The 23,744-nt window shown below is 39.9% G+C and carries 22 protein-coding genes; 7 read left to right on the top strand and 15 right to left on the bottom strand.

Features of this window, described 5'->3' with window-relative positions:
* Positions 1-90 precede the first annotated feature (90 nt).
* From UFO1_RS00775 to UFO1_RS00765, 3 genes are all read right to left on the bottom strand, one after another.
* A complete protein-coding gene (locus UFO1_RS00775; protein ID WP_038666639.1) occupies positions 91-609 on the bottom strand; it encodes a 3-isopropylmalate dehydratase small subunit in 519 nt (172 codons plus the stop codon).
* Positions 610-622: 13 nt separating this feature from the next.
* Entirely contained in the window at positions 623-1,876 is a 1,254-nt protein-coding gene (locus UFO1_RS00770; RefSeq protein ID WP_038666636.1) for a 3-isopropylmalate dehydratase large subunit, read from the bottom strand.
* A 77-nt stretch (positions 1,877-1,953) separates the two neighbouring features.
* A complete protein-coding gene (locus tag UFO1_RS00765) occupies positions 1,954-3,348 on the bottom strand; it encodes an anion permease (protein WP_038674799.1) in 1,395 nt (464 codons plus the stop codon).
* A gap of 323 nt (positions 3,349-3,671) precedes the next feature.
* On the opposite strand from UFO1_RS00765, the gene UFO1_RS00760 reads away from it, so the two are divergent.
* Complete coding sequence (locus UFO1_RS00760) at positions 3,672-5,549, top strand: sigma-54-dependent Fis family transcriptional regulator (protein WP_038666633.1); 1,878 nt, start codon at positions 3,672-3,674, stop codon at positions 5,547-5,549.
* A 75-nt stretch (positions 5,550-5,624) separates the two neighbouring features.
* Here the strand turns inward: UFO1_RS00760 and UFO1_RS00755 are convergent, their stop codons facing one another.
* Together UFO1_RS00755 and UFO1_RS00750 are read right to left on the bottom strand one after the other, a co-directional pair.
* Positions 5,625-6,056, bottom strand: a complete 432-nt coding sequence (locus UFO1_RS00755; RefSeq protein ID WP_236639302.1) for a VOC family protein — start codon at positions 6,054-6,056, stop codon at positions 5,625-5,627.
* Between the two features lie 119 nt (positions 6,057-6,175).
* On the bottom strand, positions 6,176-7,057 hold the full coding sequence (locus tag UFO1_RS00750; RefSeq protein WP_038666629.1) for a LysR family transcriptional regulator: 882 nt from the start codon (positions 7,055-7,057) through the stop codon (positions 6,176-6,178).
* A 187-nt stretch (positions 7,058-7,244) separates the two neighbouring features.
* Between UFO1_RS00750 and UFO1_RS00745 the strand changes: the two genes are divergently transcribed.
* A complete protein-coding gene (locus UFO1_RS00745) occupies positions 7,245-8,249 on the top strand; it encodes a DMT family transporter (RefSeq protein ID WP_038666626.1) in 1,005 nt (334 codons plus the stop codon).
* Between the two features lie 268 nt (positions 8,250-8,517).
* Positions 8,518-10,317: a MutS family DNA mismatch repair protein gene (locus UFO1_RS00740; RefSeq protein WP_038666623.1), complete on the top strand. Its 1,800-nt coding sequence runs from the start codon at positions 8,518-8,520 to the stop codon at positions 10,315-10,317.
* Between the two features lie 106 nt (positions 10,318-10,423).
* Here UFO1_RS00740 and UFO1_RS00735 read toward each other — a convergent pair whose 3' ends face one another.
* The 6 genes from UFO1_RS00735 to UFO1_RS00715 form a co-directional block, all read right to left on the bottom strand.
* On the bottom strand, positions 10,424-11,836 hold the full coding sequence (locus tag UFO1_RS00735) for an aspartate aminotransferase family protein (RefSeq protein WP_038666620.1): 1,413 nt from the start codon (positions 11,834-11,836) through the stop codon (positions 10,424-10,426).
* Between the two features lie 152 nt (positions 11,837-11,988).
* A complete protein-coding gene (locus UFO1_RS25925) occupies positions 11,989-12,114 on the bottom strand; it encodes a hypothetical protein (RefSeq protein ID WP_256380530.1) in 126 nt (41 codons plus the stop codon).
* 45 nt (positions 12,115-12,159) lie between these two features.
* Entirely contained in the window at positions 12,160-12,903 is a 744-nt protein-coding gene (locus UFO1_RS00730) for an AAA family ATPase (protein ID WP_038666618.1), read from the bottom strand.
* Between the two features lie 191 nt (positions 12,904-13,094).
* Positions 13,095-13,421, bottom strand: coding sequence for a multidrug efflux SMR transporter (locus UFO1_RS00725; protein ID WP_038666615.1), 327 nt, complete (start codon positions 13,419-13,421; stop codon positions 13,095-13,097).
* A gap of 95 nt (positions 13,422-13,516) precedes the next feature.
* Positions 13,517-16,660 (bottom strand): efflux RND transporter permease subunit, encoded by a 3,144-nt coding sequence (locus UFO1_RS00720; protein WP_038666612.1) that lies wholly within the window; start codon positions 16,658-16,660, stop codon positions 13,517-13,519.
* Positions 16,661-16,675: 15 nt separating this feature from the next.
* A complete protein-coding gene (locus UFO1_RS00715; RefSeq protein WP_038666609.1) occupies positions 16,676-17,836 on the bottom strand; it encodes an efflux RND transporter periplasmic adaptor subunit in 1,161 nt (386 codons plus the stop codon).
* Positions 17,837-18,003: 167 nt separating this feature from the next.
* Between UFO1_RS00715 and UFO1_RS00710 the strand changes: the two genes are divergently transcribed.
* The gene (locus tag UFO1_RS00710) at positions 18,004-18,834 is read left to right on the top strand and encodes a MerR family transcriptional regulator (protein ID WP_038666606.1); all 831 of its coding nucleotides are present in this window, start codon (positions 18,004-18,006) and stop codon (positions 18,832-18,834) included.
* Between the two features lie 156 nt (positions 18,835-18,990).
* Here the strand turns inward: UFO1_RS00710 and UFO1_RS25620 are convergent, their stop codons facing one another.
* Positions 18,991-19,203: a hypothetical protein gene (locus UFO1_RS25620; protein WP_236639301.1), complete on the bottom strand. Its 213-nt coding sequence runs from the start codon at positions 19,201-19,203 to the stop codon at positions 18,991-18,993.
* Positions 19,204-19,368: 165 nt separating this feature from the next.
* On the opposite strand from UFO1_RS25620, the gene UFO1_RS26160 reads away from it, so the two are divergent.
* Together UFO1_RS26160 and UFO1_RS25920 are read left to right on the top strand one after the other, a co-directional pair.
* The gene (locus UFO1_RS26160) at positions 19,369-19,608 is read left to right on the top strand and encodes an iron-containing alcohol dehydrogenase (protein WP_051788778.1); all 240 of its coding nucleotides are present in this window, start codon (positions 19,369-19,371) and stop codon (positions 19,606-19,608) included.
* Positions 19,592-19,864, top strand: coding sequence for an iron-containing alcohol dehydrogenase (locus tag UFO1_RS25920; protein ID WP_051788777.1), 273 nt, complete (start codon positions 19,592-19,594; stop codon positions 19,862-19,864). Before UFO1_RS26160 ends, UFO1_RS25920 begins: the two co-directional genes overlap by 17 nt.
* A gap of 143 nt (positions 19,865-20,007) precedes the next feature.
* Here UFO1_RS25920 and UFO1_RS00695 read toward each other — a convergent pair whose 3' ends face one another.
* Genes UFO1_RS00695 through UFO1_RS25080 form a run of 3 tightly spaced genes read right to left on the bottom strand, consistent with a single transcriptional unit; the run spans position 20,008 to position 22,454 of the window.
* Positions 20,008-20,358 carry a PqqD family protein gene (locus UFO1_RS00695; protein WP_038666603.1) on the bottom strand — a complete coding sequence of 117 codons (351 nt, stop codon included), beginning with the start codon at positions 20,356-20,358 and terminating at the stop codon, positions 20,008-20,010.
* Positions 20,351-22,267 (bottom strand): OPT family oligopeptide transporter, encoded by a 1,917-nt coding sequence (locus UFO1_RS00690; RefSeq protein WP_038666601.1) that lies wholly within the window; start codon positions 22,265-22,267, stop codon positions 20,351-20,353. Before UFO1_RS00690 ends, UFO1_RS00695 begins: the two co-directional genes overlap by 8 nt.
* 16 nt (positions 22,268-22,283) lie before the next feature.
* Positions 22,284-22,454: a hypothetical protein gene (locus UFO1_RS25080; protein WP_158442761.1), complete on the bottom strand. Its 171-nt coding sequence runs from the start codon at positions 22,452-22,454 to the stop codon at positions 22,284-22,286.
* 328 nt (positions 22,455-22,782) lie between these two features.
* On the opposite strand from UFO1_RS25080, the gene murI reads away from it, so the two are divergent.
* A complete protein-coding gene (murI, locus tag UFO1_RS00685; protein ID WP_038666598.1) occupies positions 22,783-23,565 on the top strand; it encodes a glutamate racemase in 783 nt (260 codons plus the stop codon).
* Positions 23,566-23,744 lie beyond the last annotated feature (179 nt).

The following is a 23,744-nucleotide window of genomic DNA, read 5'->3' as shown; positions in this document are numbered from 1 at the left end:
GCTTTTACACCATTACATATAATACACTTTACGTATCGTCTTATACAATTCAAGAAATCAAAGAGATGTTACTATACTTACTCCGAACTTTCAACAAACCTCGGAGTTCTGATTTTCCATTTGTTTTTTGATCAGAGGCTTTATGCCACCACTGTTGATGATGTCCATTACATATTCAGACATGGGCTGGGCTTTTACGCTGAGACCTGTTCTTTCATTCCTAATCTGCCCAGACCTTATATCAACAGATACACTATCGCCTTTTTTGACCATGCTACTGATCTCAGGACAAACCAATACTGGTACGCCTAAGTTAATTGCATTCCGGTAAAAAATCCGTCCAAAAGATTCCGCAAGAATTACGCCGACACCTATTGCTTTTAATGTAATGGCAGCATGTTCACGACTTGATCCACAACCAAAATTTGTACCAGCCACAATGATATCACCTTGCTTAAATTCCTTAACTAGGTTAGGATCTGCTCCCTCCATCGCATGCTTTGCCACATCTTGTACATCTGTCAATTCTACGAAACGCCCTGGATATATTTGATCTGTATCAACATTCTTACCAAAGACAAAAGCTTTACCCTTAACTACTGTTTCCATTATGCAACACTCCTTAGTCAATATATTGGGAAGGATCAACAATTTTACCTTCTAATGCAGCAGCGGCTACTGCGGCTGGTGATCCGAGAAAGATTTCTCCTTTGGTGTGGCCCATCCGCCCTGGAAAATTTCGATTCGTGGAGGTAATGCAGGTTTCACCTGAAGCAATCATACCTTCATGAGTACCTAAACAACACGCACATCCAGGAGTGACGAAAGTAGCACCGGCTTCAACAAGAGTCTGAATATAGCCTAGTTTCATAGCTTCCAGAAAAACGCCCTTGGATGCTGGAACGACAACAAAACGAGTGCGTGGATGAATCTTTTTACCAGCTAAAATTTTCGCCGCCACCGCCAAATCGGGTACACGTCCACCAGTGCATGATCCTAAATACGCTTGATCTACCTTTCTACCAATAAAATCCGTAATATCTGCTACATTATCAACACTGAAAGGCGCTGCTAATTGTGGTTTTAGACTCGATACATTAAAGGTATGATCTGCGGCATACTGATACCCTGTATCCGTCGTGTAAATTTCGTAATTGCCTGTCACTTTTTCTTTCAGATATTCCATGGTTATTTCATCCGGTTGAATATAGCTTGTTTTGGCCCCCATCTCGGTAGACATGTTACACAAAGCCATCCGCTCGGAAATGCTTAACTGCGAAAGTACAGGGCCTGTAAATTCTACCGCCTTGTATACTCCATAATCAGCTCCTAGTTCACCAATTACATGCAAGATAATATCTTTGGCATAGACTCCCTTGGGCACCGTCCCATCAAGGTTAATGCGAATGATCTCAGGGACTCTAAACCAAAGCTTCCCAGTAAGCATAATAATAGCCAAATCAGTGGCACCTACCCCTGTTCCGAAAGCACCAAAGGCACCGTGGGTTGTTGTATGGGAATCCGTTACAACAACAATCTCCCCAGGATACACTAGTCCCTTATCCGCCAAAACCTGATGACATACTCCTTGATCAATGTCCATTAATAAATCAATGCCCTGATCCCAGCAAAATTCACGAAACTGCTTTTGATTGTCCGCTTGTACGATAGTAGACGGTGGCGAATAATGATCGAAAAACATGATAATTTTACTTGGGTCATATACTTTTTTGCCACCCATCTCAAAAAATGAACGTACTGTTTGCAGATATAAATCATTGATACCAGCAAGGTCGACACTACAGTTTACAATTTCGCCTGTAGAAACAGATTCTTTTCCCGCTTTTTGGGCTAGAAGTTTTTCAATTGCGTGCATAATAATCCTCCATGTTTTGTGTTTTATCTTTTTCAGCTTACTGATTTATTTAGTTTTCTTACTTACAGTAGAGTTCACTACCATAGCCCAAGAATCTTCCACCAGCAAGAACCGATTCCAATCCAAATGACTAGATTAATAATTGAAATATTAAACCCTTGTTTCCACCAAACCTTTTGATCAACATATCCTGCTCCAAAGTAGATTGGCGCAGGACCTGCAGCGTAGTGGGTTAGAGACCCACATAGACTTGATGTATAGGCCAGAGACAGTGCTGCCAAATAGGGTGGTACTCCTGTAGCAACCGCCACAGCGATAAAAGCTGAATACATGGCGACAACATGGGCCACCATACTAGCAAAGCCATAGTGAGTATACATATAAATGATCACCACAAGCAAGAATGCGGGTATCCAAGGAATTCCTACCATATTGGCACTAACAACCTTTGCAATCCACGGAATAAAACCAAGCTTTGATAGATAATCGGCCATTCCAACTAAACTTCCCATCCAAATAAATGTATCCCAAGCACCTTTTTCCTCAAGAACATTCTGCCATTCAAGCACTTTTGTCACTAACATAACGGAAACAGCAAGCATCGCAACAACTGTTGCATCAAGTTTTGTAAATTGGTAAGTACTCCATAACAGAAGGGCTCCCACAAAAACACAGCCTACGATTTTTTCACCTAAACTCATCGCTCCCATCGACAACAGCTCCTTGTCTGCCAAGGTTTTTGCCTCAGGCGTATGAGTCACTTCTGGTGGACAAGCTTTGTATAAAAAATAAGGAATAATCAGCAGTGACAGAATACCAGGAACAATACTAGCAGCGACCCATAATCCCCAACTAATACTGATGTTTAACGTTTTAGCTGCCAGTAACGCTATCATCGGATTGGCTGACATGGCTGTCATAAACATTGCTGACGTAATGCAATTTGCTTGATAGCCTATCTGCATCAAGTATGCACCCATCCGCTGTGAAGATACCCCACCAGGTTCTGAATTAAATGCAGCCGAAAGACTGCGTGCAATTGGATAAATAATCCCTCCCCCGCGCGCGGTGTTAGAAGGCGTAGCTGGAGCCAGGATAAATTCACTAAAAGCCAGAATATAACCTAGTTTCAGCGTACGATCGCCAAACTTTTTTATAAGCATGTAGGCAATTCTTCGTCCTAAACCCGTTTTTATAAACCCTCTAGAAAATAAGAATGCGGATACAATAAGCCATATTGTACTACTACTAAAACCAGATAACACTTCTGCAGATTTCAAAACTCCCGTCAGTACGGTAAATGTTATGCTAATAAATGCAATAGAACCTATGGGTAACGGCTGCATAATAAACCCTGCAATGGTTGCCACAAAGATGGCAAATAACCTCCATGCTTCAGGCTTTAGACCTGCCGGTATGGGGAAAAACCAAATAGCAGCACCGATAGCAAGAACCGTAAGCCCACGCTTCAAATTGTCCAAGTAACCAACCTCCTTGTTTATATTGATAAGCTTCTTCCATAACTAATGCAAAAGCCGTGCCACATCGGATTTTTCAAGCAATAGTGTTGTTTTAGCAACATCTGCTGTAAAACAACACTCAGAAAAACGTTTCATACCGCAACGTTCGTCTCACTTAGTTTCACCTCGTATTCTTTGTGAGATTAATTTTCTATTATAATCCACCTAATAGTATCTTAGAGCTACATTCAGATCAATTAATTGTGTTGCAAGCTAGCCGCCAACCTTTTATAATAGGAGAAAATCGTTGCATTTTGTTTCACAGGAGGCAAATTATGTCCCTTATCGCATTTATCGCTCCAGACATGAGCTTGTTTGAAAGCGCTCGTCAATTATTTAAGACTCATCACAGCGATATACATATCGTGAAAGGTCTACTCCACGAGGGCGTTGCTATTGCCACTGCTCTTTGTTCCAAAGGTACGGAAATTATCATCTCCCGCGGCGGTACTGCTACTGCTATTAGAAATGCGGGACTGGAAATTACGGTTGTCGAAATTCCCATCACAGGGTTTGATATTATTCGTACCGTTGAGAAGGCCAAGTTACACGGACGCACTATCGGAGCTGTTACCTTTTCTTCTTTACTCCAAGAAGCCGATTGTTTGAGTCCAATCTTAGGAGTAGACATTAGACTTTATCCGATTGATGCTGAAGAAGAGGCAGATACCCAAGTGTCTCAGGCTTTCCAAGATGGCGTGGACGTCGTTATTGGCGGATTTATTACAAAACAGGTCACGCAAAAACGGGACTACCCCTTCGAATTAATTGAAAGTGGTGCGGAAGGAATTCTACAGGCAGCACAAGAAGCAAAACGAATTGCCCATGCACGTAATTTAGAAAAAGAAAAGACCAGCCTATTCCGAGCAGTCCTTAATTATGCCTATGAAGGGATCATCTCTGTTGACAGCCAGTATCGTATCACTTTTTTCAACCCCATTGCAGAGCAGATTACAGGCATTAACAGCATTAAGGCTACAGGCAAGAACATTGCTGAGGTTTGGCCTGAACTTAACCTGAAACAAGTCATGCATACGGGAAAAGATGATTTAGCACACATTCTAAAAATTAATGAGGTTGACGTTCTTTGCAACAAAATCGCCATTGTCGTCAACAATACTACGGTAGGGGCTGTTGTCACGTTTCAAGATGTAACTCAAATTCAACAAATGGAAGCTCGGGTAAGACACCGTATTTATGATTTCGGGCATATTACAAATTATTCTTTCAAAAATATTGAGAGTACAAGTACAGAACTAATACCAACCATTGAAATGGCAAAAGATTTCGCCTTAACTCATTCCTCTATTTTAATTATTGGTGAAACAGGTACGGGTAAAGAGGTATTTGCCCAAAGTATTCACAACTACAGTGAACGCCACCAAGGTCCCTTTGTCGCTATTAACTGCGCTGCCCTCCCTAGTCAAATACTAGAGAGTGAACTATTTGGCTATGTAGGAGGAGCGTTTACTGGTGCTAATCCAAAAGGGAAACCAGGATTATTCGAAGTCGCCCATGGCGGTACCATCTTTCTAGATGAAATTGCCGAGATGGAGTATGTGACACAAGGTAAGCTACTACGTATTGTACAAGAGAAAAAAGTGATGAGACTTGGCAGTGACCGTGTTATTCCAATTGACGTTCGCGTTATTGCTGCCACGAATAAAAACCTAAAAAATCTCGTAAATGAAAATAAATTTAGAGCGGATTTATATTATCGCCTCAATGTCTTACAACTTAGAATTCCTCCCTTGCGGAATCGAAAAGAAGATATTAAATTACTAGCTCAATTCTTCTTAAAGGAACATAAAGGTTTTATTAAACATCACTTAAAACTTGCTCCCTCCGCCATAAAAGCGCTTACTGAATATACATGGCCTGGCAACATACGTGAATTGCAAAATATAATTGAACGAGTCATCGCCGTACATAAAATTGAAACGATTGATGCAGCCATTATTAATAGATTACTTGGGGATCAACAAGACAATAACGATAACCATGCTGATATCCTGCCTAATGAGTTAGAGGAAATCAAAAAAGCTCTCGCCCTGACAAAAGGAAAATACGCAGAAGCAGCAAAAATACTTGGCATAAGTCGCTCTACTCTTTGGCGCAAGCTCAAGCGTTTCGGTATACAAAAGACGGTATGACAAATTTAATGTCATACCGTCTTTCTTATATTTTTCCATATACTTAATAGCATTTTAAATTCTACTTATAGCCTTTTAATAATTTGAAATTTCTATAAGGTTTTTATCAGGATCCCTCATATAAACTGATTTTATAGGACCAAGAGCTCCTGTTCTCATAACAGGGCCTTCTTCAATCCTAATATGATTGGCCTCAAGGTGTTTTATGACATCTTCCAGCAGGATATTTGTAATAAAGCATAGATCTGTTGAACCTGGCATAGGTACTTTCGCTTTGGGCTCAAACTCTTTTCCCACCTGATGAAGATTAATCTTTTGATTGCCAAAAGACAAAGCAACTCGCCCACTGCCAAATCTGACAACATCCATTCCCAAGATCGTCGAGTAAAATTCTATTGTTTTGTCAATATCAACAACCGTCAAAACAAGATGATCGATTCTATCGACTACTTTTAGGCACGGAGTAACTGCATTTACATCATTACTTGACGACGCACTCACTACCACATTGTCATCCTCCTTGCACATCAATTCCGAATTCCTGTCTGACCATTTTTCGAAGGGGTCGTCATCACTCACATTGAATAAGGAATTTCCTCTTTTCCTTCCAGTAAGTTTGCACTATTTTACTTAAGAATCATATCTTTTAACAAATCCAAGAAGTGCTTACTGCTAGCAGACAATTTGTGATTTCTCGCCCAGACAATTACCGTTTGCGTTGATACGGCAGGTTCCACAATTGTTTTGTAAGTCAATTCTGAATCAGAAATAAGTCCCTCGGTAGACTTCGGAACTAAGGCCATACCAATCCCCAATTTTGTCCATATTATATTGAGTAAAATCCCATCACTGATACATACGATGTTTGGCTTAAATCCGACTTTCTCGCACCATTCTACGAACATGGCTTTCCACCTCAATGGAACAATCAACGGCTGGTTAGCAAGTTCAATCAGCCGAACCTTTACAGGATCGTCGCCACAAAGATATCCATCCCTTCGCATAGCAATCACTAATGGCTCATCGGGCAAAGTAATTGATTCGTAAATTTCCGAATCAAAAGGGGCTCGTATAATACCAATCTCAATGACTCTATTATTCAATAGATCTAAAATTCGACTGCCATCCCCTTCCCATAGTTGGAATGTAACATGGGGATATACCTTATGAAACTGGTGAAGCAAGTTTGGCAGCAATGTAGCCCCAGATGTAGTCACTGTTCCTATAGAAAGTGTACCGACTAAACCTGAGTTCAATTCAGTAATTTCTTTAACTGTACCATCGACTAACCCTAATATTTGTTCTACCCGCTCCCGTAATAACTGCCCTGCTTCTGTCAACCTGATTCTACGGCTGCCACGTTCAAACAATTGAACTCCAAGATCATCTTCTAATTGTTTCATCTGCTTACTAAGGGGCGGCTGCGCTATATTAAGTCGCTTCGCTGCATTACTAATATTTCCCTCCTCAACAATAGCATAAAAGTTCTTCATATCCCGAATATCCATTTTGCATACCTCTTACTATACTTTTTCAATATAGAACGTATATTTTATTAGTAATTTTATTATAGTTTGCGTCATGCTATAATTGCAACAAATAATAGAAAAAGTAAAACGCCACATCAATTTTCTTAACGTTTGTTTTTTTAGAGAGCGTAATAATCCACATTATTAAGGATTGGGAGTGATTGTAGTGAATGACCAAACTACTCTTTGTAACAACTTCGACATCAGGAGCATAGCATCTACTAAACCTTCCCCTCGGAAGAGATTCCAGAACATACACCTGCTTTTAATGACTGTTCCTATATTTCTCGGAACCTCCTATGTTGCAGCTAAAATAGGGATGCAAGAACTTCTTCCTCTGAACCTAGTTATCTTACGTTTTGTTATTGCATCTTTAGTGTTTACCCTAATTCTATTACTTAAAAAGGGAACTAGCTCCATTGATAAAAAAGATATACCTCAGTTTTTCACACTTGGCTTCTTTGCGATTACTTCCTTCTTCTATATTCATTATACAGGTTTGCAATATACAACCAGTACAAATGCCGGTCTCATTATGGCAACGACCCCGGTCTTTGCTGCTTTATTCTGCATAATTACTAAAAAAGAAAAAGTGACTACTCGTAGTAGGATAGGAATCTGTATTGCCTTTATGGGTGTTCTGCTAGTCATCAGCCAAGGAAAACTAGGTAACATGTTCCACCAAAGAACTCTTTTAGGAGACGGTTTACTGATCCTAAATGCACTAGTTTGGGCCTGGTTTACTCTTAAAGGTAAAACAGTGTTAGAAAAATATAGTCCATTTATCGCAATGGCTTATATTCACATCTTTGGAACCATTCTATTGTTGCCATTTGCATTTTTTCCAACCGTATTTGCGGAAACATCATTGTTGCAGCAACTTCCCACAATTAGCAGGGCCACCCTTTTAGCCACCGCATATTTAGCTGTTTTTTGCTCCGTTTATTCATACTTTATTTGGTATTTAGGAATCTCAAAGATCGGTGCCGTTAAAACAGCAATCTTCAGCTATTTTAACCCAATTATGGCTATCGTAGCAGGCATACTGTTTTTTGATGATAAATTGACTCTATCTATTGCTTTAGGTGGATTATTCGTCATTTTAGGTGTATATATCACCAATCAAAAGAAGAATGCCATCTCCTCTGATAACACTATATCTGCCGAATAAAATAGAATCTTCTTTAGCAAAAATTCTTTTCAATAAACCCCACTTCCACTATGCTAAATCGAAAGAGAAGCTCCCCATAATCTACTAATAAGGTAGATTGTGGGGAGCTTCTCTTTCGTTAGGAACATTCTAATTTCAGTCATTTTGCATACAATGGATTTAATTCTTAAATTCACATTAAAGGTTTTTTTAGATTCTCATGGTAAATAGTATTAATACTAGATGATCTAGGTGACTCATCGCTTGTATTCGTTATTAAGGAGGATTTATGCCGATCAATACCTTTTCAAATCGCTTGCATACCTTTAGAAGCCTGGAAGTAAAACAACAGGAGATCTCCAATCGAATTAGCAATCTTCGTATGCTAGTATTTTTAATAGGCGCAGGGATTACGAGCTTCTGTTTTGTCAAAACAGATTCCATTTATGGGTATTTTGTTTTGCTCATATCTCTGATTACCTTTATTCACTTTGTGCTTAAGCATCAACAGATCAAAAGAGAATTAAATAAGATCCGCTGTAAAATTGAGATTAATGAAAAGTACCTCAGTAGAATGGATGGAAGTTGGATCAATTTTAAAGAGAACGGGCAGGAGTTTATTGATCCAGGTCATTCTTATACCGGCGATCTAGATATATTCGGAGAAAAATCTTTATTCCAGTGGATCAATGTTGCACACACCTTTTATGGAAGAAAGACATTAAAGAAGTTTCTCGCAACTCCAGAAAAGGATATCCGAATCATCAAGAGACGACAACAGGGTGTAAAAGAGCTGACAGAAAAGGGCAACTTTGTCGAGGAATTACAGTGTCTCGGTATGCTTGCGGCAGACATTGAAAATGACCCTAGTAGTCTAATTGCTTATGCAGAAAATCCTTCACAATTATTTCAACGTAAGTGGCTACAAAACATCTTTTATATACTGCCTGTAGCAACGGTCCTCTCGTTGATTCTACTTCTTTTTGAAATTTCGATTCCTACTTTTATACCATTGAGTCTGATTTCCGTCCAAATGATACTTACCGCCATTGGCTTTAAAGAAAACTCCCTAGCATTAAATACGGTACACAAATTTAAAGAAAATCTGGACGCTTTCAATCAGTTCATTGCCTTAATTGAAAAAGAAAAATTTCAGGATGAGTATCTGTCCCAGTTGCAATCCGACCTATTACATGAAGCAAAAGCAGCCTCTCTGCGAGTAAAGCATCTTGAAAGAATCGTAACGGCTAGTGAACTTCGTTATAATATCATCTCATTTAGTATCATGAACTTTCTCATGCTGTGGGATTTTCATTGTGTCTTCGCATTAGAGGCTTGGAAGAAGCAAAATGGAAATTTGATACGAAGTTGGCTTGGTATTATCGGTCACTTTGAAGCACTGGCAAGTATAGGTGTCATCTTACAGCTACATCCCAAATGGAGTTTTCCTGCCTTCGCGGAAAAAGGCCTATTGTTTTCGGCAGTCGACATGGGGCATCCGCTACTCGTTGAAACCAAAAGTGTGCGTAACAACATTGATATGAAGAATACGATTTGTGTAATTACGGGGTCAAATATGTCAGGAAAGACTACCTTATTACGAACCATCGGTATAAACCTAGTCCTGGCCTATTGTGGAGCTCCTGTCTCCGCCAGTAAACTAGAGTGTTCTATTATGAATATCTTCACATCTATGAGAATCAATGATGATTTAAACAGCGGCATATCAACCTTCTACGCGGAACTGCTGCGCATAAAAACCATCATTGATTTTTCACATCAACAAGAAGACATGATTTTCTTAATTGATGAAATATTTCGCGGCACCAATTCACGAGATCGAGTTCTAGGAGCTGCCAGTGTGCTGAAAAATTTAAATAAGGATTGGATTATCGGACTCATTTCCACCCATGACTTTGAACTATGTAATTTGGAGAAAGACACCCATGGCAAAATTGTTAACTATCATTTCACGGAGAGCTATGTAGATAATGAAATACAGTTTGACTATAAGCTTCGCATTGGACAGTGCACAACTACCAATGCGAAATATCTGATGAAAATGGTGGGCATTGAATTATACGAGTAGCGCAATCGGCTAACTACATAGCAGCAATCTACCTACCAATATAACGCCAAAGCTCCTGCAAAGCTTATCAAGCTTGCAGGAGCTTTGGCGTTATATAAACAAATCCTCAAGATTTTTTAACGAAAGAACTCAAAATAGTTTTACCACTAGCTAAAACCATATCTCCAAATCCTCTATTTTTTGAGCAGATTTCATCCAATGCTGCAAGTAATGTATCAAGTTGCTCATAAGATACGATTAGAGGCGGTTCTAAGCGTATCACATTCGGATTGTTCAAGGTATATGCCGTAACAATTCGATGTTTATTTAAAAGTTCTCCTGCTACCATAGCACCCAAATATTCACTAGCTAACTTTTCTACCGTTCCCCCAGTCAGCCTATTCAGCAGCCCCTTCTCAGGCTGAGCAAACTCAAGTCCAATCATAAGCCCTCTTCCGCGAACTTCTTTTAAGAAGGGATATTTTTTCTGGAGCTGCTGTAATTTCCCCATGAGATATTCTCCCTTTTCAGCAGCCTGACGGGATAAATCATCTCTAAAGAGAATTTCTAAGGTGGCAATTCCTGCTGCTACCGCCCTCGAATTTCCGCCAAAGGTAGAAGTATGCAGTGTCGCTTTTTCTATACTGCCATAGGCCTTTTTCCATATCTTTTCTGTTGTAGTATAGGCAGCTAGTGACATCACCCCGCCTCCGAAAGATTTGGACAGACATAAAATATCAGGAACAATACCTTCCTCTTCACAGGCAAAAAGTTTTCCAGTACGTCCAAACCCTGTTTGGATTTCGTCAACAATAAGCAGCGTATTATAAGTTGTACAAATATCTCTAACTTTTTTCAAGTATCCTTCCGGTGGAACAATAATTCCTCCTTCGCCTTGAATCGGTTCCACGATAAATGCCGCTACATCTTTCTGGCTCAAAGCTTGTTCAAGGGCTTTGGCATCTCCATACGGGATAAAGTCTACACCCGGCAGTAGAGGGGCAAAAGGTTTCCTATATTTTTCCCGGCCTGTAATCGACAGAGCTCCGAAGGATTTTCCATGAAAAGAGCCTTCACAGGAAATAAATTTTGTTCTTCCAGTAGAGGCTCTAGCTAGTTTTAATGCCCCTTCCACAGCTTCCGCTCCACTGTTACTAAAAAATGAGTATTGCAGTTCTCCAGGAGTGAATAATGCCAGGTTTCGTGCTAACGCCCCTGCTAAAGGGTTTAGAGCCGCTTGCAGCAGATTTGGAAATTCCTTCACTGCCTCAACTGCTGCATTGATCTCAGTGTGGTTATGTCCTAGGTTTAATGCCCCATAACCTCCTAAAAAATCTAAGTATTCATCATTGTCTTTATCCCATAGCGACGTCCCTTGCGCCTTAACAAAACACTTATCAAAATTTAAAAGTCCCATGAGATTTACTAACTCAGGATTTATAAATTTTCGGTGATTCTCCCGATTTTGTTCCCGAGATAACTCCATAGCTTCTCTCAGCCCTAGAAATTCAGGCATATTGTCTTTTATCTGTCTTTTCATACTTCTATTCCTCCCTGTCCGAAACATTTGTATACATTATGTACAATCATTGCCGCCAAGCAATGCCCGGAGGCACTTCAATGCATAAATGAGCTGAATACCTGGTAACTAATTTACTATTCGAATGCCACTCCTATTATACTTTACCAGAACTAGGTACCAATCGCCAGTATCAGGATCAGGGGAACCGTAGAGGATTGAGTGGTTTGTTTGGCTTTCATCTTTCTCGGCTTAGGCTTGGAATTCAATGGTAATGAAATGAGTTCAAGCTGCTCCATATTACACTCCTTTCCACTCAATTATTATTTCAGTAAGCCTCATGTTTATAGTTGCATCAACTCATTCAATATGGCTTTGCGATTGTTGAAAAAATGTTTATTAATCATAAAATGATCCGTTTGCTCATATGCGATCTTATTGATGCCGCTTTCATCAATATTATAGATATAGGAGTTAGGATAGGATAAAATAATTGGCGAATGAGTCGCAATGATAAACTGTGAATTGTCTACTACGAGCTGGTGAAGGCGACTGATAAAAGAAAGCTGTCGCATTGGCGATAAGGCTGCTTCGGGCTCATCAAGAATATAGAACCCCTTCCCCTTAAATCGATGTAAGAAAAGTGACATGAACGACTCCCCATGCGATTGCTCATGAAGAGAATGCTCACCATACGCTTCTCCAACACCTAGATCATCCACATTCGTGGCCACGTTAAAGAAACTCTCCGCCCGTAGAAAAAAAGAATCCCTTGGCCTTTTAACTCCTTTACATAAAACCATATGTTCATGCAACGGAGAATGTGATTCTCTCGTTGAAAAGGTAAAATGTTTCGATCCACCCTCAGGATTAAACCCAAAAGCAATTGCGATTGCTTCGATTAACGTTGATTTTCCTGCTCCATTTTCTCCAATCAAAAAAGTCACATTGGGATGTAATGCAAGACTATCTAATTTTGCTACAGCAGGTATTGAAAACGGATAGTGTTTAAAGGAGGGTATATTTTGTTTTTCCAACAAAATTTTAGAAACATATTGATTTTTATCTAAGAAATTAATCTCTACCACCTTCTTTCGGAAAACCTAAGATAAAACAGTAACTAAGAACCCCAATGAGTAACTTCTTCCATAGTAATACCGTGCATTCCTCTTTTATGATATTTCCCGATTCTGACTATAATTATATCATTTGTCTATTTTTACTAAATAAATAGAAATAAGAAAAACACCTGCAAAGCATCTACTTTACAGGTATTTTTTTAATGAGCAGGTCCCTTTAAGTTAAGCATTACTACGCCAATGACGATTAACCCTATCCCTATACCACTATAGATATTGATAGATTCTTTCCAAATCAGAATAGACACCAATGCTGTCAAAACCGTTCCTACACCAGACCAGATCGCATAGGTGATGTTTAGTGGAATAACAGTCATGGCTTGAGCAACTGCATAAAATGAAGCACTCATTCCTACTACAAAAGCCAGACTAGGGTAAAGCTTCGTAAAGCCTTCTGAATATTTAAGCATAGATGTAGAAAATACTTCTAAGGCAATTGCTATGCCTAAAAAAACATATCCGTTCATTTTATATTCTCCTTAGTCAAAGAAATTAAATATTTTAAATGTCCTTGATACCTCTCCAACAAGAAGAATCAAGGACATTGTTATTTAAACAGTCTTTATGCTGAATAGACTTCTTTTTTCTTTTTCTTCCAACTTAATTTAGCCACAACCCATTCCACAACCACAAATAATACGGGGATGAGGAAGATGCCAAAAGCCGTAGCGATCGTCATACCACCAACAACCGCAGTCCCCATCGCCTTCCTTGCGCCAGCACCAGCACCGCTAGCCATTGCCAGCGGCAGGCATCCAATAATAAAGGCGAAAGAAGTCATCAGAATAGGTCGAAGCCGTAAGGTTGCCGCTTCGATAGCAGCTTTAACCGGGTCCATCCCCTTATCCACCCTGACCTTAGCAAATTCAACGATCAAAATTGCATTTTTGGCGGCTAACCCGATTAGCATAATCACCCCAATCTGCATATAGACACTGTTTTGCAGATTCATAGTATATTGGGACAATAATGCCCCGAAAATGCCGGTTGGCACGGAAAGCATGACAGCATACGGAACGCTCCAACTCTCATAAAGCGCCGCCAGGCATAAAAAGACAAATACTAAGGCCAACGCCAAAATCTGCATGGTTGTGCTGCCGGCTTTCTTTTCCTCCCGGCTTTGCCCTGACCACTCCACGCTAAAACCGGAAGGCAGGGTTTCTTTCGCCAGTTTCTCCATGGCAGCTAGGGCTTGCCCCGAACTGTAGCCTTCTCCTACGGAGCCATTGATCTGAATGCTGCGGGCAGCATTGAAACGGGAAATAATGGACGTCCCTGTGGTCAGCTTCGGTTTTAACAAGGTATCTAACGGAATCATAGAGCCATTCGAAGACCGGACATAGATAAAGCGCATCATGTCAGCTTCATTACGATACATTGTATCCGCCTGCATAACCACTTTATAAGTACGGTTAAACAGGTTAAAGTCATTCACCTGGGTACCGCCGAAATTGACTTGCAGCGCCGTGAATACATCGTTTAAAGCAATGCCCAGATTTTTCACCTTTTCCCGGTCAACTTCGAACTCATAGCCAGGAGAATCACTTTTATATGTTGAGTATACCGCCATCACTTCCGGAAGTTGATTGGCAGCAAGTACGAATTTCTTCGTCATCCCATCCAGTTCTTCTTTGCTGTGACCGGACATATCCTGCAATACCATAGTAAAACCGCTGATCATCCCCAGACCTGGCAAGGGCGGCATGTTAAAGGCCATAATAGAAGCTTCCGGAAAGAGGTCAGATTTGCTCTGAACCTGACCGATGATGGAATCGATCTGGGTAGCAGGATCTCTTCGGTTACTCCACGGTTCAAGACAAACAAATAGAGCTGCCGTGTTGGCCTTGGCACCATTTGACAACATATCAAAACCGTCAATTGCGATAACCTGACCGACACCTGGCAGTTCTTTAACTTCTCCAGCCAATCGGTCGGTTACTGCCTGTGTCCTATTCATACTCGCGCCTTCCGGCAGAGTGACAGCTACCGCAAAATATCCCTGATCTTCATCCGGTACAAAGGTCGTGGGGACAATTTTGTATAGGAACACCATCCCAACTAAAATGATCAACAAGAATATACAAGAATATTTCGCTTTGGAGATTAATGATTTCACCATTTCACTATATGCACTGGTAGTTCGGTCAAACCAGTCATTAAATTGGCCAAAAAATCTGCCCAAAACACTGTCCTTTGCTTGTTCCTTGTAGGGCTTTAATAACAGGGCACACAGTGCCGGGGTCAGGGACAAAGCGACTAGAGCAGATAAAGCCATCGACACCGCTATCGTCAAGGCGAACTGGCGGTAGAGAACGCCCACCATGCCGCCGATGAAAGCAACCGGAACAAATACAGCGGCCAATACAAAAGCAATGGCAATAACCGGCCCGGACACTTCGGCCATTGCTCGTTTCGTGGCCTCCACCGGTGTCAGTTTATTATAACGCATATGATGCTCGACTGCTTCAATAACGACAATGGCATCATCGACAACCAATCCAATTGCCAATACCATAGCGAACAGTGTCAAGGTGTTAATCGAAAAACCAAGAAGCACAAAAGCACCAAACGTACCAATTAATGATACGGGAACGGCCAGCATCGGAATCAGCGTTGCCCGCCAGCTTTGCAGAAAAAGAAATACTATGATCATAACGAGGGCCATCGCTTCAAAAAAGGTTTTAACCACCTCATGCATGGATTCAGCGATAAAATTCGTATTATCAAAGATGGCTCTATATTTCATATCCGGTGGAAAATTTTCTTCTGCTGCTGCTACAGCTTTTTTCACTCCCGCAATGGTATTCATTGCATTGGCATCGCTGGTGAGCTGAATGCCCACTGCAACCGCATTGGCTCCATCTTGTTTTGTGGAATAATTCAAGTCTTTCCCGGCATTCTCGACTCGCGCAATATCTTTCAGATAAACGAATGAGCCATTCGGCTGGGCCTTCACGATAATATTTTCAAAATCGGCGATACTTGCTAAACGCCCCTGCACTTTAGCAGTATATTGAAACTCCTGCTTTTTGGGTACAGGCATGGCACCGATTGTACCGGCCGGTGCCTGAACATTCTGTTCCTTGACGGCCTCAAGCACATCGGCTACCGTTAAGCCCAGCTCCGCCATGCGATCTGGATTAATCCAGATACGCCGGGAAAAATCCGACCCCAGGACCATCACATTGCCGACACCATTAACCCGCTTAATAGCGTCCTTCAAGTAGACATTAAAATAATTAGTTAAAAATACACTGTCATAAGTTCCCTTGGGCGAATAGATGCTCAGCATCATAGCCATGTCCGAAGATGCTTTTTGGGTAGTAATACCAGCCGCGGTTACTTCTGCCGGCAAATTGGCATTGGCCTGGGCGACACTGTTCTGCACCTTAACGGCGGCGATGTCCCCATCGACTCCCAAATCAAAAACAACTTCCAGACTATAGGCACCCGAATCATCGGAATTTGAGCTCATATAGTTCATACCCTGTACACCGTTAATCTGCTCTTCCAAAACCTGAGCTACCGTCTGATTGACAACTTCAGCGTTCGCGCCAGTATACGCTGCCGATACGGATACAGTTGGCGGCTGGATTTGCGGGTACTGGGCGATGGGAAGATTCAGCCCGGTAATCGTTCCCGCTACCACAATCATAATGGAAAGAACAATTGCAAAAATTGGACGCTCTATAAAAAATCTTGCCACGATTATGCACACCTCCTACGAGTTAATAGATAACTCCAACTCTTCCGGAGCGACGACAGTCACATCAAGCGTCACTCCTTCCTGAACCTTTGTCAGTCCTTCTACAACAACTGTGTCATTCACAGTCAAACCTTCTTTTACAAGATAATAACTGCCCACCTTTTCTCCCAGAATCACCGTTCGGGGCTCCGCTTTGTTGTCGGCATTGACAATTGTGACAAGAGATTTATCCAATACCTGCTGCACAGCCCGCTGGGGAACCAGCACCGCATTTCTTACTGGTATGCCAGGGATTTTAACTCTAGCAAACATGCCCGGGATTAGAATCCCATCCGGATTGGCAAAAGAGGCTTTTAGCGTCAAGGTTCCACTATTATTGGCCAAGCTTCTGTCCGCCTGCGTTACTTTCCCCTTTAACGGATATACTTCACCATTGCTTAATGTAATCATGACATCTTCTCCCCAACCGCTGTTGGCAATATTATTTTGCGAAGCCTGACGCAAGCTAAGGTATTCATTCTCACTCATGCTAAACTGGATAAACACTGTATCCAGTGCACCCACTGTAACTAATGTGGTACTTCCTGCCTGCACATAGGTTCCCATGCTAACATCATTTACATCAATGCGTCCGTCTACTGGCGAAACAACTAAGGTACTGTTTACATCATCCTGAGCTTTTTTTACTAGTGCATGATACGAAGCCACTAAAGCCCTATTCTGGCGTTCGGTCGCTTTCTGGGTAGTTAACTGCTGTTCCGAAATGGCTGCTGCGTTTAACAGGTTTTGATATCGCTGCATATCAATACGCGAGTTTTCCCAATTAGCCTCAGCTTGTACCAGTTGGGCTTGAGCTGAAAGCAATGTGCTTTCATATTGTATGCTGTCGATACGAAACAATGGTTGCCCCTTTTTGACGATATCACCGCCGGAAACCATTTTTTCAACAATATTACCAGACACACGCGCCTGAATTTTTACGTCATTTTTTCCTTGTACCTGTCCTGCATATTCATTGGCTCTCGTTACATCCTGCTGGATAACCTTTATTGCTTTAACCGGCACTGCTTTTTCCTGCACCATCGTCTCCGTGCCGCCACATCCTGTAATGATCAAACCAATCATTATGGCACCCAATTCTACACAGCAACTCTTCCTGAATTTTGCTGAAAACACAATTTTCCAACCTCCCTATTTGTTAACGATATTGCAGCATATCTTTGCTGCGCCACCAAGTTATATCGGCCCAACAGCCTTATGTACTCCTAAAATTGACCAATTTGGAGCTATGCGTTATGATAAACTATACAGTAACTGTATAGTCAAGGGGAGGATTTTGCATCATGCATGATTTTTTACAAAAAAAATTTACTACCGGGCAATTTGCCGCTCTGTACGGCATTAACAAACGAACCCTGATGTATTATGACAGCATTGATTTATTTAAGCCAGCTATCGTGAAAGGAAACGGGTACCGCTATTATACATATGGACAAAGCTGTCTTTTTGACGCGATTCAACTGCTGCGCAAACTCCGTGTCCCATTGGAAGATATCAAAAAACATTTGGTACACTGCACTCCGCAAAAGACACGAACTGTGCTGTATAATCAAAGTCAAATGCTGGAGCAAGAAATTGCCGAGCTTATGTGGCTGCAAAGAGTTGTACAGAATAAGATCAAGAGCATGGAAGCAAACCTAGAAATGGATTGTTCTAAAATCGAAATTATTGAATCAAAAGCGGAAGCAATCGTAGTCAGCGAACCGACTTCCGAAGCATCCATGGAACAAACAATGAAAGTTACGCTGAAATTTATGCGTGACTGCTATCATACCCGGACCTACAATGGATACCCCCTTGGCTATATGATGGATGCTGCCAAAGTACAACAAGGAGATTTCAGCCAATTGACCAATTGCTTTTACCGTATTGATGAGAAAAACAGCGAAGCCATGAAATGGACTTATAAGCCTGCCGGCCGTTACCTTGTGAGCTATTACAGAGGGCCTTGGACGGAGATGGACCCAACCCTTCAACTACTTGCGGACTATGCAAATCATCACGGGCTTACATTCATTGGACACGCCTATCTAGAAAGCATCCTGGATGATACTACAGCAGCCGTTGAAGATCCCTACTATTGCGAATCTAAAATTTCAATTCTATTGAAATAAATCAGCTTTTACACAACAGTAATTTTCCTTATCCAACGATACAAAAAAAACCTAAACCGAGGTCTAGGCGAATATGTCCTCTTTCTATAAAAACACAAATTTCCTGCAAGCTCTCTTGAGAGTTCTTGCAGGAAATTATTATTTCTATATAACTACTCATAAATTACCCATAACCATCCCACTCTTTATACCATCAAAAAATCCCTTGTTATAGTGCATGTAGGTAGCTATCACTATCAATAAAGTAACAGCCTCATTCACTTCTCCCACCTGTCCTTCTAATAGTGCATCTACTTGCTCCATTAACGTTGTATATTCACTAGAGAGGTTACCAAATTGCAACTTCTCATCTGCTTTGTCTTGGCGCATAAGAACAAACTACTCCAATCACGCAGCGCATCACCTTTATCCATCCATTGCCCGGTAATCATGCTTTTAATGGGTACGGTGATTTCCTCTTGCCCCTTTTGGTTAGGGGGCAGAAGCTCCTCCATTTTATTCTCAGGATAAACAACCTGTCCCTGTGTCCCATTTGTGCATACGACGAAGCAGTATATCACATATCCTGTGGACGGCAGAATTCAGGACTGTATATCGGAAGGCATCCTGCAAACATTGATCGAAATAGGTGAAACCACAATCGCCGAACCGGAAAATTACGATGCGCGCGCGAACCTGGTCTGGAGCGCAACACTGGCACTCAACGGATTAATCTGTGCAGGCGTTCCGCAGGACTGGGCGGCTCATATGATCGGGCATGAAAAAACATGCTAAACTTCTGCAATATGCGGAACGTGTTTGGAATATAACAGAAGGAAGCGAAGATGCCCGGATACGTTCAGCTATCCAAAAAACGCGTGAATTCTTTGAAAGCCTAGGCGTAAAAACACGGCTGTCCGACTATAACATTGGCAAAGATCAAATACCGGTTATTATTGAACAGTTAAAGGCGCATGGCATGACAGCACTCTCAGAAACCCAAGATCTTTCGCTGGATGTAAGCCGAAAAATTTTGGAGAATGCGCTATAGAAATAAATAAAAGATGCAAAAGATAGCGTAGATTTTTGAATGATATTTTTCGGTCCAGTTAAATGTATCCGATCCACTAATTAACCTAGAGAGTCTGATAATAAATAAAGATGGCAACTACAGTGTAGTGCCATCTTTATTTATTAGAAATTTGTTTTTTCTATATAGTGACAATTAACATCGATATGGTTTAAGAATAACAATAATCTTTCATAAAGTGGGTGAGCTTTATCACCATACTTTGTTTCTAGATTTTCGCCAATCTCTTTTACAGTTTTCATGCCATCTATTAGTAAAAATATATAGCTTCCATATTCATCCAGAGATATTTTTTTATATTCTGGAATTCTAAATTTAAGTTTTCTAAAGAAGTTTTGGATCTTATGATCTTGTTTTTCAAATATAGTAACAATATTGTCTGTACTTACTTCGTATTCTAAGCCATCAGAGATTTTAAATATTATACTTAAAATCTCTTGGTTATTCCTATCCATTTCTTACCTTACCCTTAATGATAGGTATTATAGTTAACACAACCAAAGCTATTAACATTATAAATGCCATTCCATTAGAAGCAGCAAATCCACTTGGACTCGCTTCCTTTATAACACCTGTTACTTGAAGTATTATACCGATAAGTCCTATTATAGAACCACCGGCAACAAGTCCAGAAGATAAACTAATACCATTTGAAACTTTAGTTTCTTTTTCTTTTTCAGATTTACAAGTTTTCTCTACTAATAATTTAACTAATGCACCTACTAATATGATAGAAGTTGTAGAGATTGGCAGGTAGAATCCTATCGCCACTGTCATGATAGGAAGGTCTAATAAGAATAAAACGACTCCCATAACAGCACCCACAATAACCATAACCCAAGGTAATTTACCTGACATGATGCCAGCAGTTAATGTTGACATTAAATTAGCCTGTGGCAGTGCAAACGGAACATTATCACCAGTCATTGAAAGCTGGTTGGAAAGTAATAATATAGTACCAACTACTACTGCAACACCAAATATACTAGCAACAGTAAAGTATTTCTGCATTTCATTTTTGTTACCACCGATTATATAGGTAACTTTTTGTGATTGTGAGTAACCACCAGCCATTGATATGGCAGTAACTATAAATGTACCAAATAAAAGTAAAGATTTGTTGCTTTCAGGATTTATCCATCCCATGATAACGAATAATAAAGTTACAAGAACGATAGAAGCTATAGTCATACCAGATACAGGAAGGTTTGAAGTTCCTATAGTACCTGTTAAACGGCCTGAAACTATAACAAATAATAATGATAAGAATAATGATAAAATAGCAGCTGATATTGCCATTACTAGATTACCGCCGGATACTACAAAGCCCCCGATAAAAGCTAGAATTATACCACTAAGCAATATCATGTTTCCAACAGATGAACTATCAGCTCCATTTCCAGCTTTAGCATTCAGAGTTTCCTTTATCGATGATACGATAGTAGGTATAAGTTTTATAGCACCTATCAAACCACCAGAAAGCATCATGCCTGCACCGATATATTTTACATAACTGCCACCAATATGCTTAACCTGCATAGAGCTTATAGCAACACTAGGGTTATTCCATACAGTTGCGCCGTCTTTTCCAAGTTCAGCAAAATAGCCTATTAAAGGCATAATACAAAAGTTTGATAATATTGAGCCCGCAAACATAGTCAAGGAGACTTCCAAACCAACTATAAATCCAATACCTAATAACATCGGGCTCACTTCAACTTGAAATTTCCACTTGTAGAAGCTTTCATTTACAAAGCTTATAACGTTGTTTGCTACATTCAAAAATGACTCCGTTACAACTGTTAGGAGACCACCAATTCCGAAACCGATTCCCATGTACTTCATGGATTCTCCAGCACCTTCTGAAGCAACAAGTGTTTCAGATATAGCCATTGACTCTGGGTACATTAGTTTACCATGTTCTTCAACAATTAAATAATTATAAACCAGTGAAGCGGCTCCTACACCAAATAAAACTCCACCTACACCAACAACAAAACCTTCTAAGAAACTAACTTGAGAACCTATTAAAAGGATTGCTGGTAAAACGAATATAACACCACTGGCAACCGATTCGCCACCACTTGACATACCTTGAAGTAAGTTTTTGCCAAGGATACCTTTTTGCTTAGCAAATGCAGCTATAAATGCTGAACCTATTATCGATCCAGGGATACCTGCGGCAACTGTAAGACCTGATTTCATGCCTGAATAGGCAGTAGATGCTGCGAATAAAACAGCTAAAATAATACCAATTATTAATACAGCAACATTTCCACCAGATTTAGAACCACTGGAAACATAAGGAACGTAGTCTTTACCAGCTACGCCACCATATGCATCTTTAGATAATTTATTATTCATAAAATTTACCTCTTTCTTATTTGTTATATTTTAAGTCACACTGCAATAAATTATGTACTATTTCAATTGCCACTGTACCAATCCAGCTAACATTCGCCAAAAAAGCCATTTTAGGAACATTGGTGCTTGCAGATATATATGGCTTATACTGCTCACCTGGTATACTGCCGTACGCGGTATGAGACAATCCTTTTTACTCCATTTCTCTACCTCCAAATAAGGTTTATTTGATATTTACTCTCTTCCAGAAATACTTTTTACTATATAGTCCATAATCATAGTACATTAGTGAGAAAAATCAGTCAACATTTTTTTTGTAGTAATTAACTGCTTTCCCTTTTTTTACTAGAGTTTATGATTCATGTGGGTACCTTCTCTTTCAATAATTACTGCATCCTACCAAAATTAAGATGAAGAATATAAGACTAGGTGAAGCAATAAGCTATTATTATAGTATAATTAATCTACATGTATGTTAAATTTCATATAGATTTTATTTATTGGAGGAATAGAAAATGCAAATCGGTTTTTTTGATTCTGGTGTCGGAGGTATCACAGTATTACATGCCGCATTAAAAATGTTGCCTAATGAAGATTATATATATTACGCAGATACATTAAATGTTCCATATGGGCCAAAACCGAAAGACGAAGTGAAAAAATATATTTTCAATGCAGTAGAATTTATTATCCAACAGCAAGTTAAAGCAATCGTGATTGCCTGTAATACTGCTACAAGCGTATCAATCGAAGATTTAAGGTCTAAATATAAGATTCCAATCATAGGCATGGAACCTGCTGTAAAACCAGCCGTTGAAAAAAATAAGAATGTTAATAAACGAGTTCTGGTAACGGCTACTGCTTTGACTCTAAAAGAAGAAAAACTACAAAATCTTATTACTAAATTAGATAATGAACACATTGTTGACTTATTACCACTTCCAGGATTGGTTCAATTCTCGGAAAGATTTGAGTTTAATGAACAAATAGTATTACCTTATCTTCAAGAACAGTTATCTAAATATGATATAAGTAATTATGAGACCATTGTTTTAGGCTGCACTCATTTTTCTTTCTATACGGATATGTTTAGAAAGTTACTTCCATCACATATCAATATAATTGATGGAAACATTGGTACTGTAAACAATCTAAAACGAACTTTGGAAGAAATGAACTCCTTAAATGAAGGTAATGGTAATATTATCTTCTATAATTCAGGATTCAAGGTTCAAGATAAAGCGAAATTAGATGAATACAGTAAATTATTTAAAAGATTAGATGACATTAATGTATGAAATTCACTTTATCAACCTTACTATTAAAGGGACACAGGGGCAGGTTCCTTGTCCCAAATAATATCGTTATGTCAAAGTTAAGAGAAACTACTCCGATCTACCAACTAGGTAGACTCTGAGTAGTTTCTCTTTTATAGAGTTTTGCATGAAACATATACGATGTATCGGAACAGCATGGG

The organism is Pelosinus sp. UFO1, assembly GCF_000725345.1.
Classification (GTDB): domain Bacteria; phylum Bacillota; class Negativicutes; order DSM-13327; family DSM-13327; genus Pelosinus.
The sequence above is the reverse complement of the archived record's forward strand: the minus strand, read 5'-3'. Positions and strand labels throughout refer to the sequence as shown.

What these genes read in the sequence shown, in the direction of transcription:
- UFO1_RS00775 (WP_038666639.1), bottom strand. Translation starts at nt 609, where the DNA reads ATGGAAACAGTAGTTAAGGGTAAAGCTTTTGTCTTTGGTAAGAATGTT.
- UFO1_RS00770 (WP_038666636.1), bottom strand. Translation starts at nt 1,876, where the DNA reads ATGCACGCAATTGAAAAACTTCTAGCCCAAAAAGCGGGAAAAGAATCT.
- UFO1_RS00760 (WP_038666633.1), top strand. Translation starts at nt 3,672, where the DNA reads ATGTCCCTTATCGCATTTATCGCTCCAGACATGAGCTTGTTTGAAAGC.
- UFO1_RS00750 (WP_038666629.1), bottom strand. Translation starts at nt 7,057, where the DNA reads ATGGATATTCGGGATATGAAGAACTTTTATGCTATTGTTGAGGAGGGA.
- UFO1_RS00740 (WP_038666623.1), top strand. Translation starts at nt 8,518, where the DNA reads ATGCCGATCAATACCTTTTCAAATCGCTTGCATACCTTTAGAAGCCTG.
- UFO1_RS00735 (WP_038666620.1), bottom strand. Translation starts at nt 11,836, where the DNA reads ATGAAAAGACAGATAAAAGACAATATGCCTGAATTTCTAGGGCTGAGA.
- UFO1_RS25925 (WP_256380530.1), bottom strand. Translation starts at nt 12,114, where the DNA reads ATGGAGCAGCTTGAACTCATTTCATTACCATTGAATTCCAAGCCTAAG.
- UFO1_RS00725 (WP_038666615.1), bottom strand. Translation starts at nt 13,421, where the DNA reads ATGAACGGATATGTTTTTTTAGGCATAGCAATTGCCTTAGAAGTATTT.
- UFO1_RS00710 (WP_038666606.1), top strand. Translation starts at nt 18,004, where the DNA reads ATGCATGATTTTTTACAAAAAAAATTTACTACCGGGCAATTTGCCGCT.
- UFO1_RS25620 (WP_236639301.1), bottom strand. Translation starts at nt 19,203, where the DNA reads ATGCGCCAAGACAAAGCAGATGAGAAGTTGCAATTTGGTAACCTCTCT.
- UFO1_RS25920 (WP_051788777.1), top strand. Translation starts at nt 19,592, where the DNA reads ATGAAAAAACATGCTAAACTTCTGCAATATGCGGAACGTGTTTGGAAT.
- UFO1_RS00695 (WP_038666603.1), bottom strand. Translation starts at nt 20,358, where the DNA reads ATGGATAGGAATAACCAAGAGATTTTAAGTATAATATTTAAAATCTCT.
- UFO1_RS00690 (WP_038666601.1), bottom strand. Translation starts at nt 22,267, where the DNA reads ATGAATAATAAATTATCTAAAGATGCATATGGTGGCGTAGCTGGTAAA.
- murI (WP_038666598.1), top strand. Translation starts at nt 22,783, where the DNA reads ATGCAAATCGGTTTTTTTGATTCTGGTGTCGGAGGTATCACAGTATTA.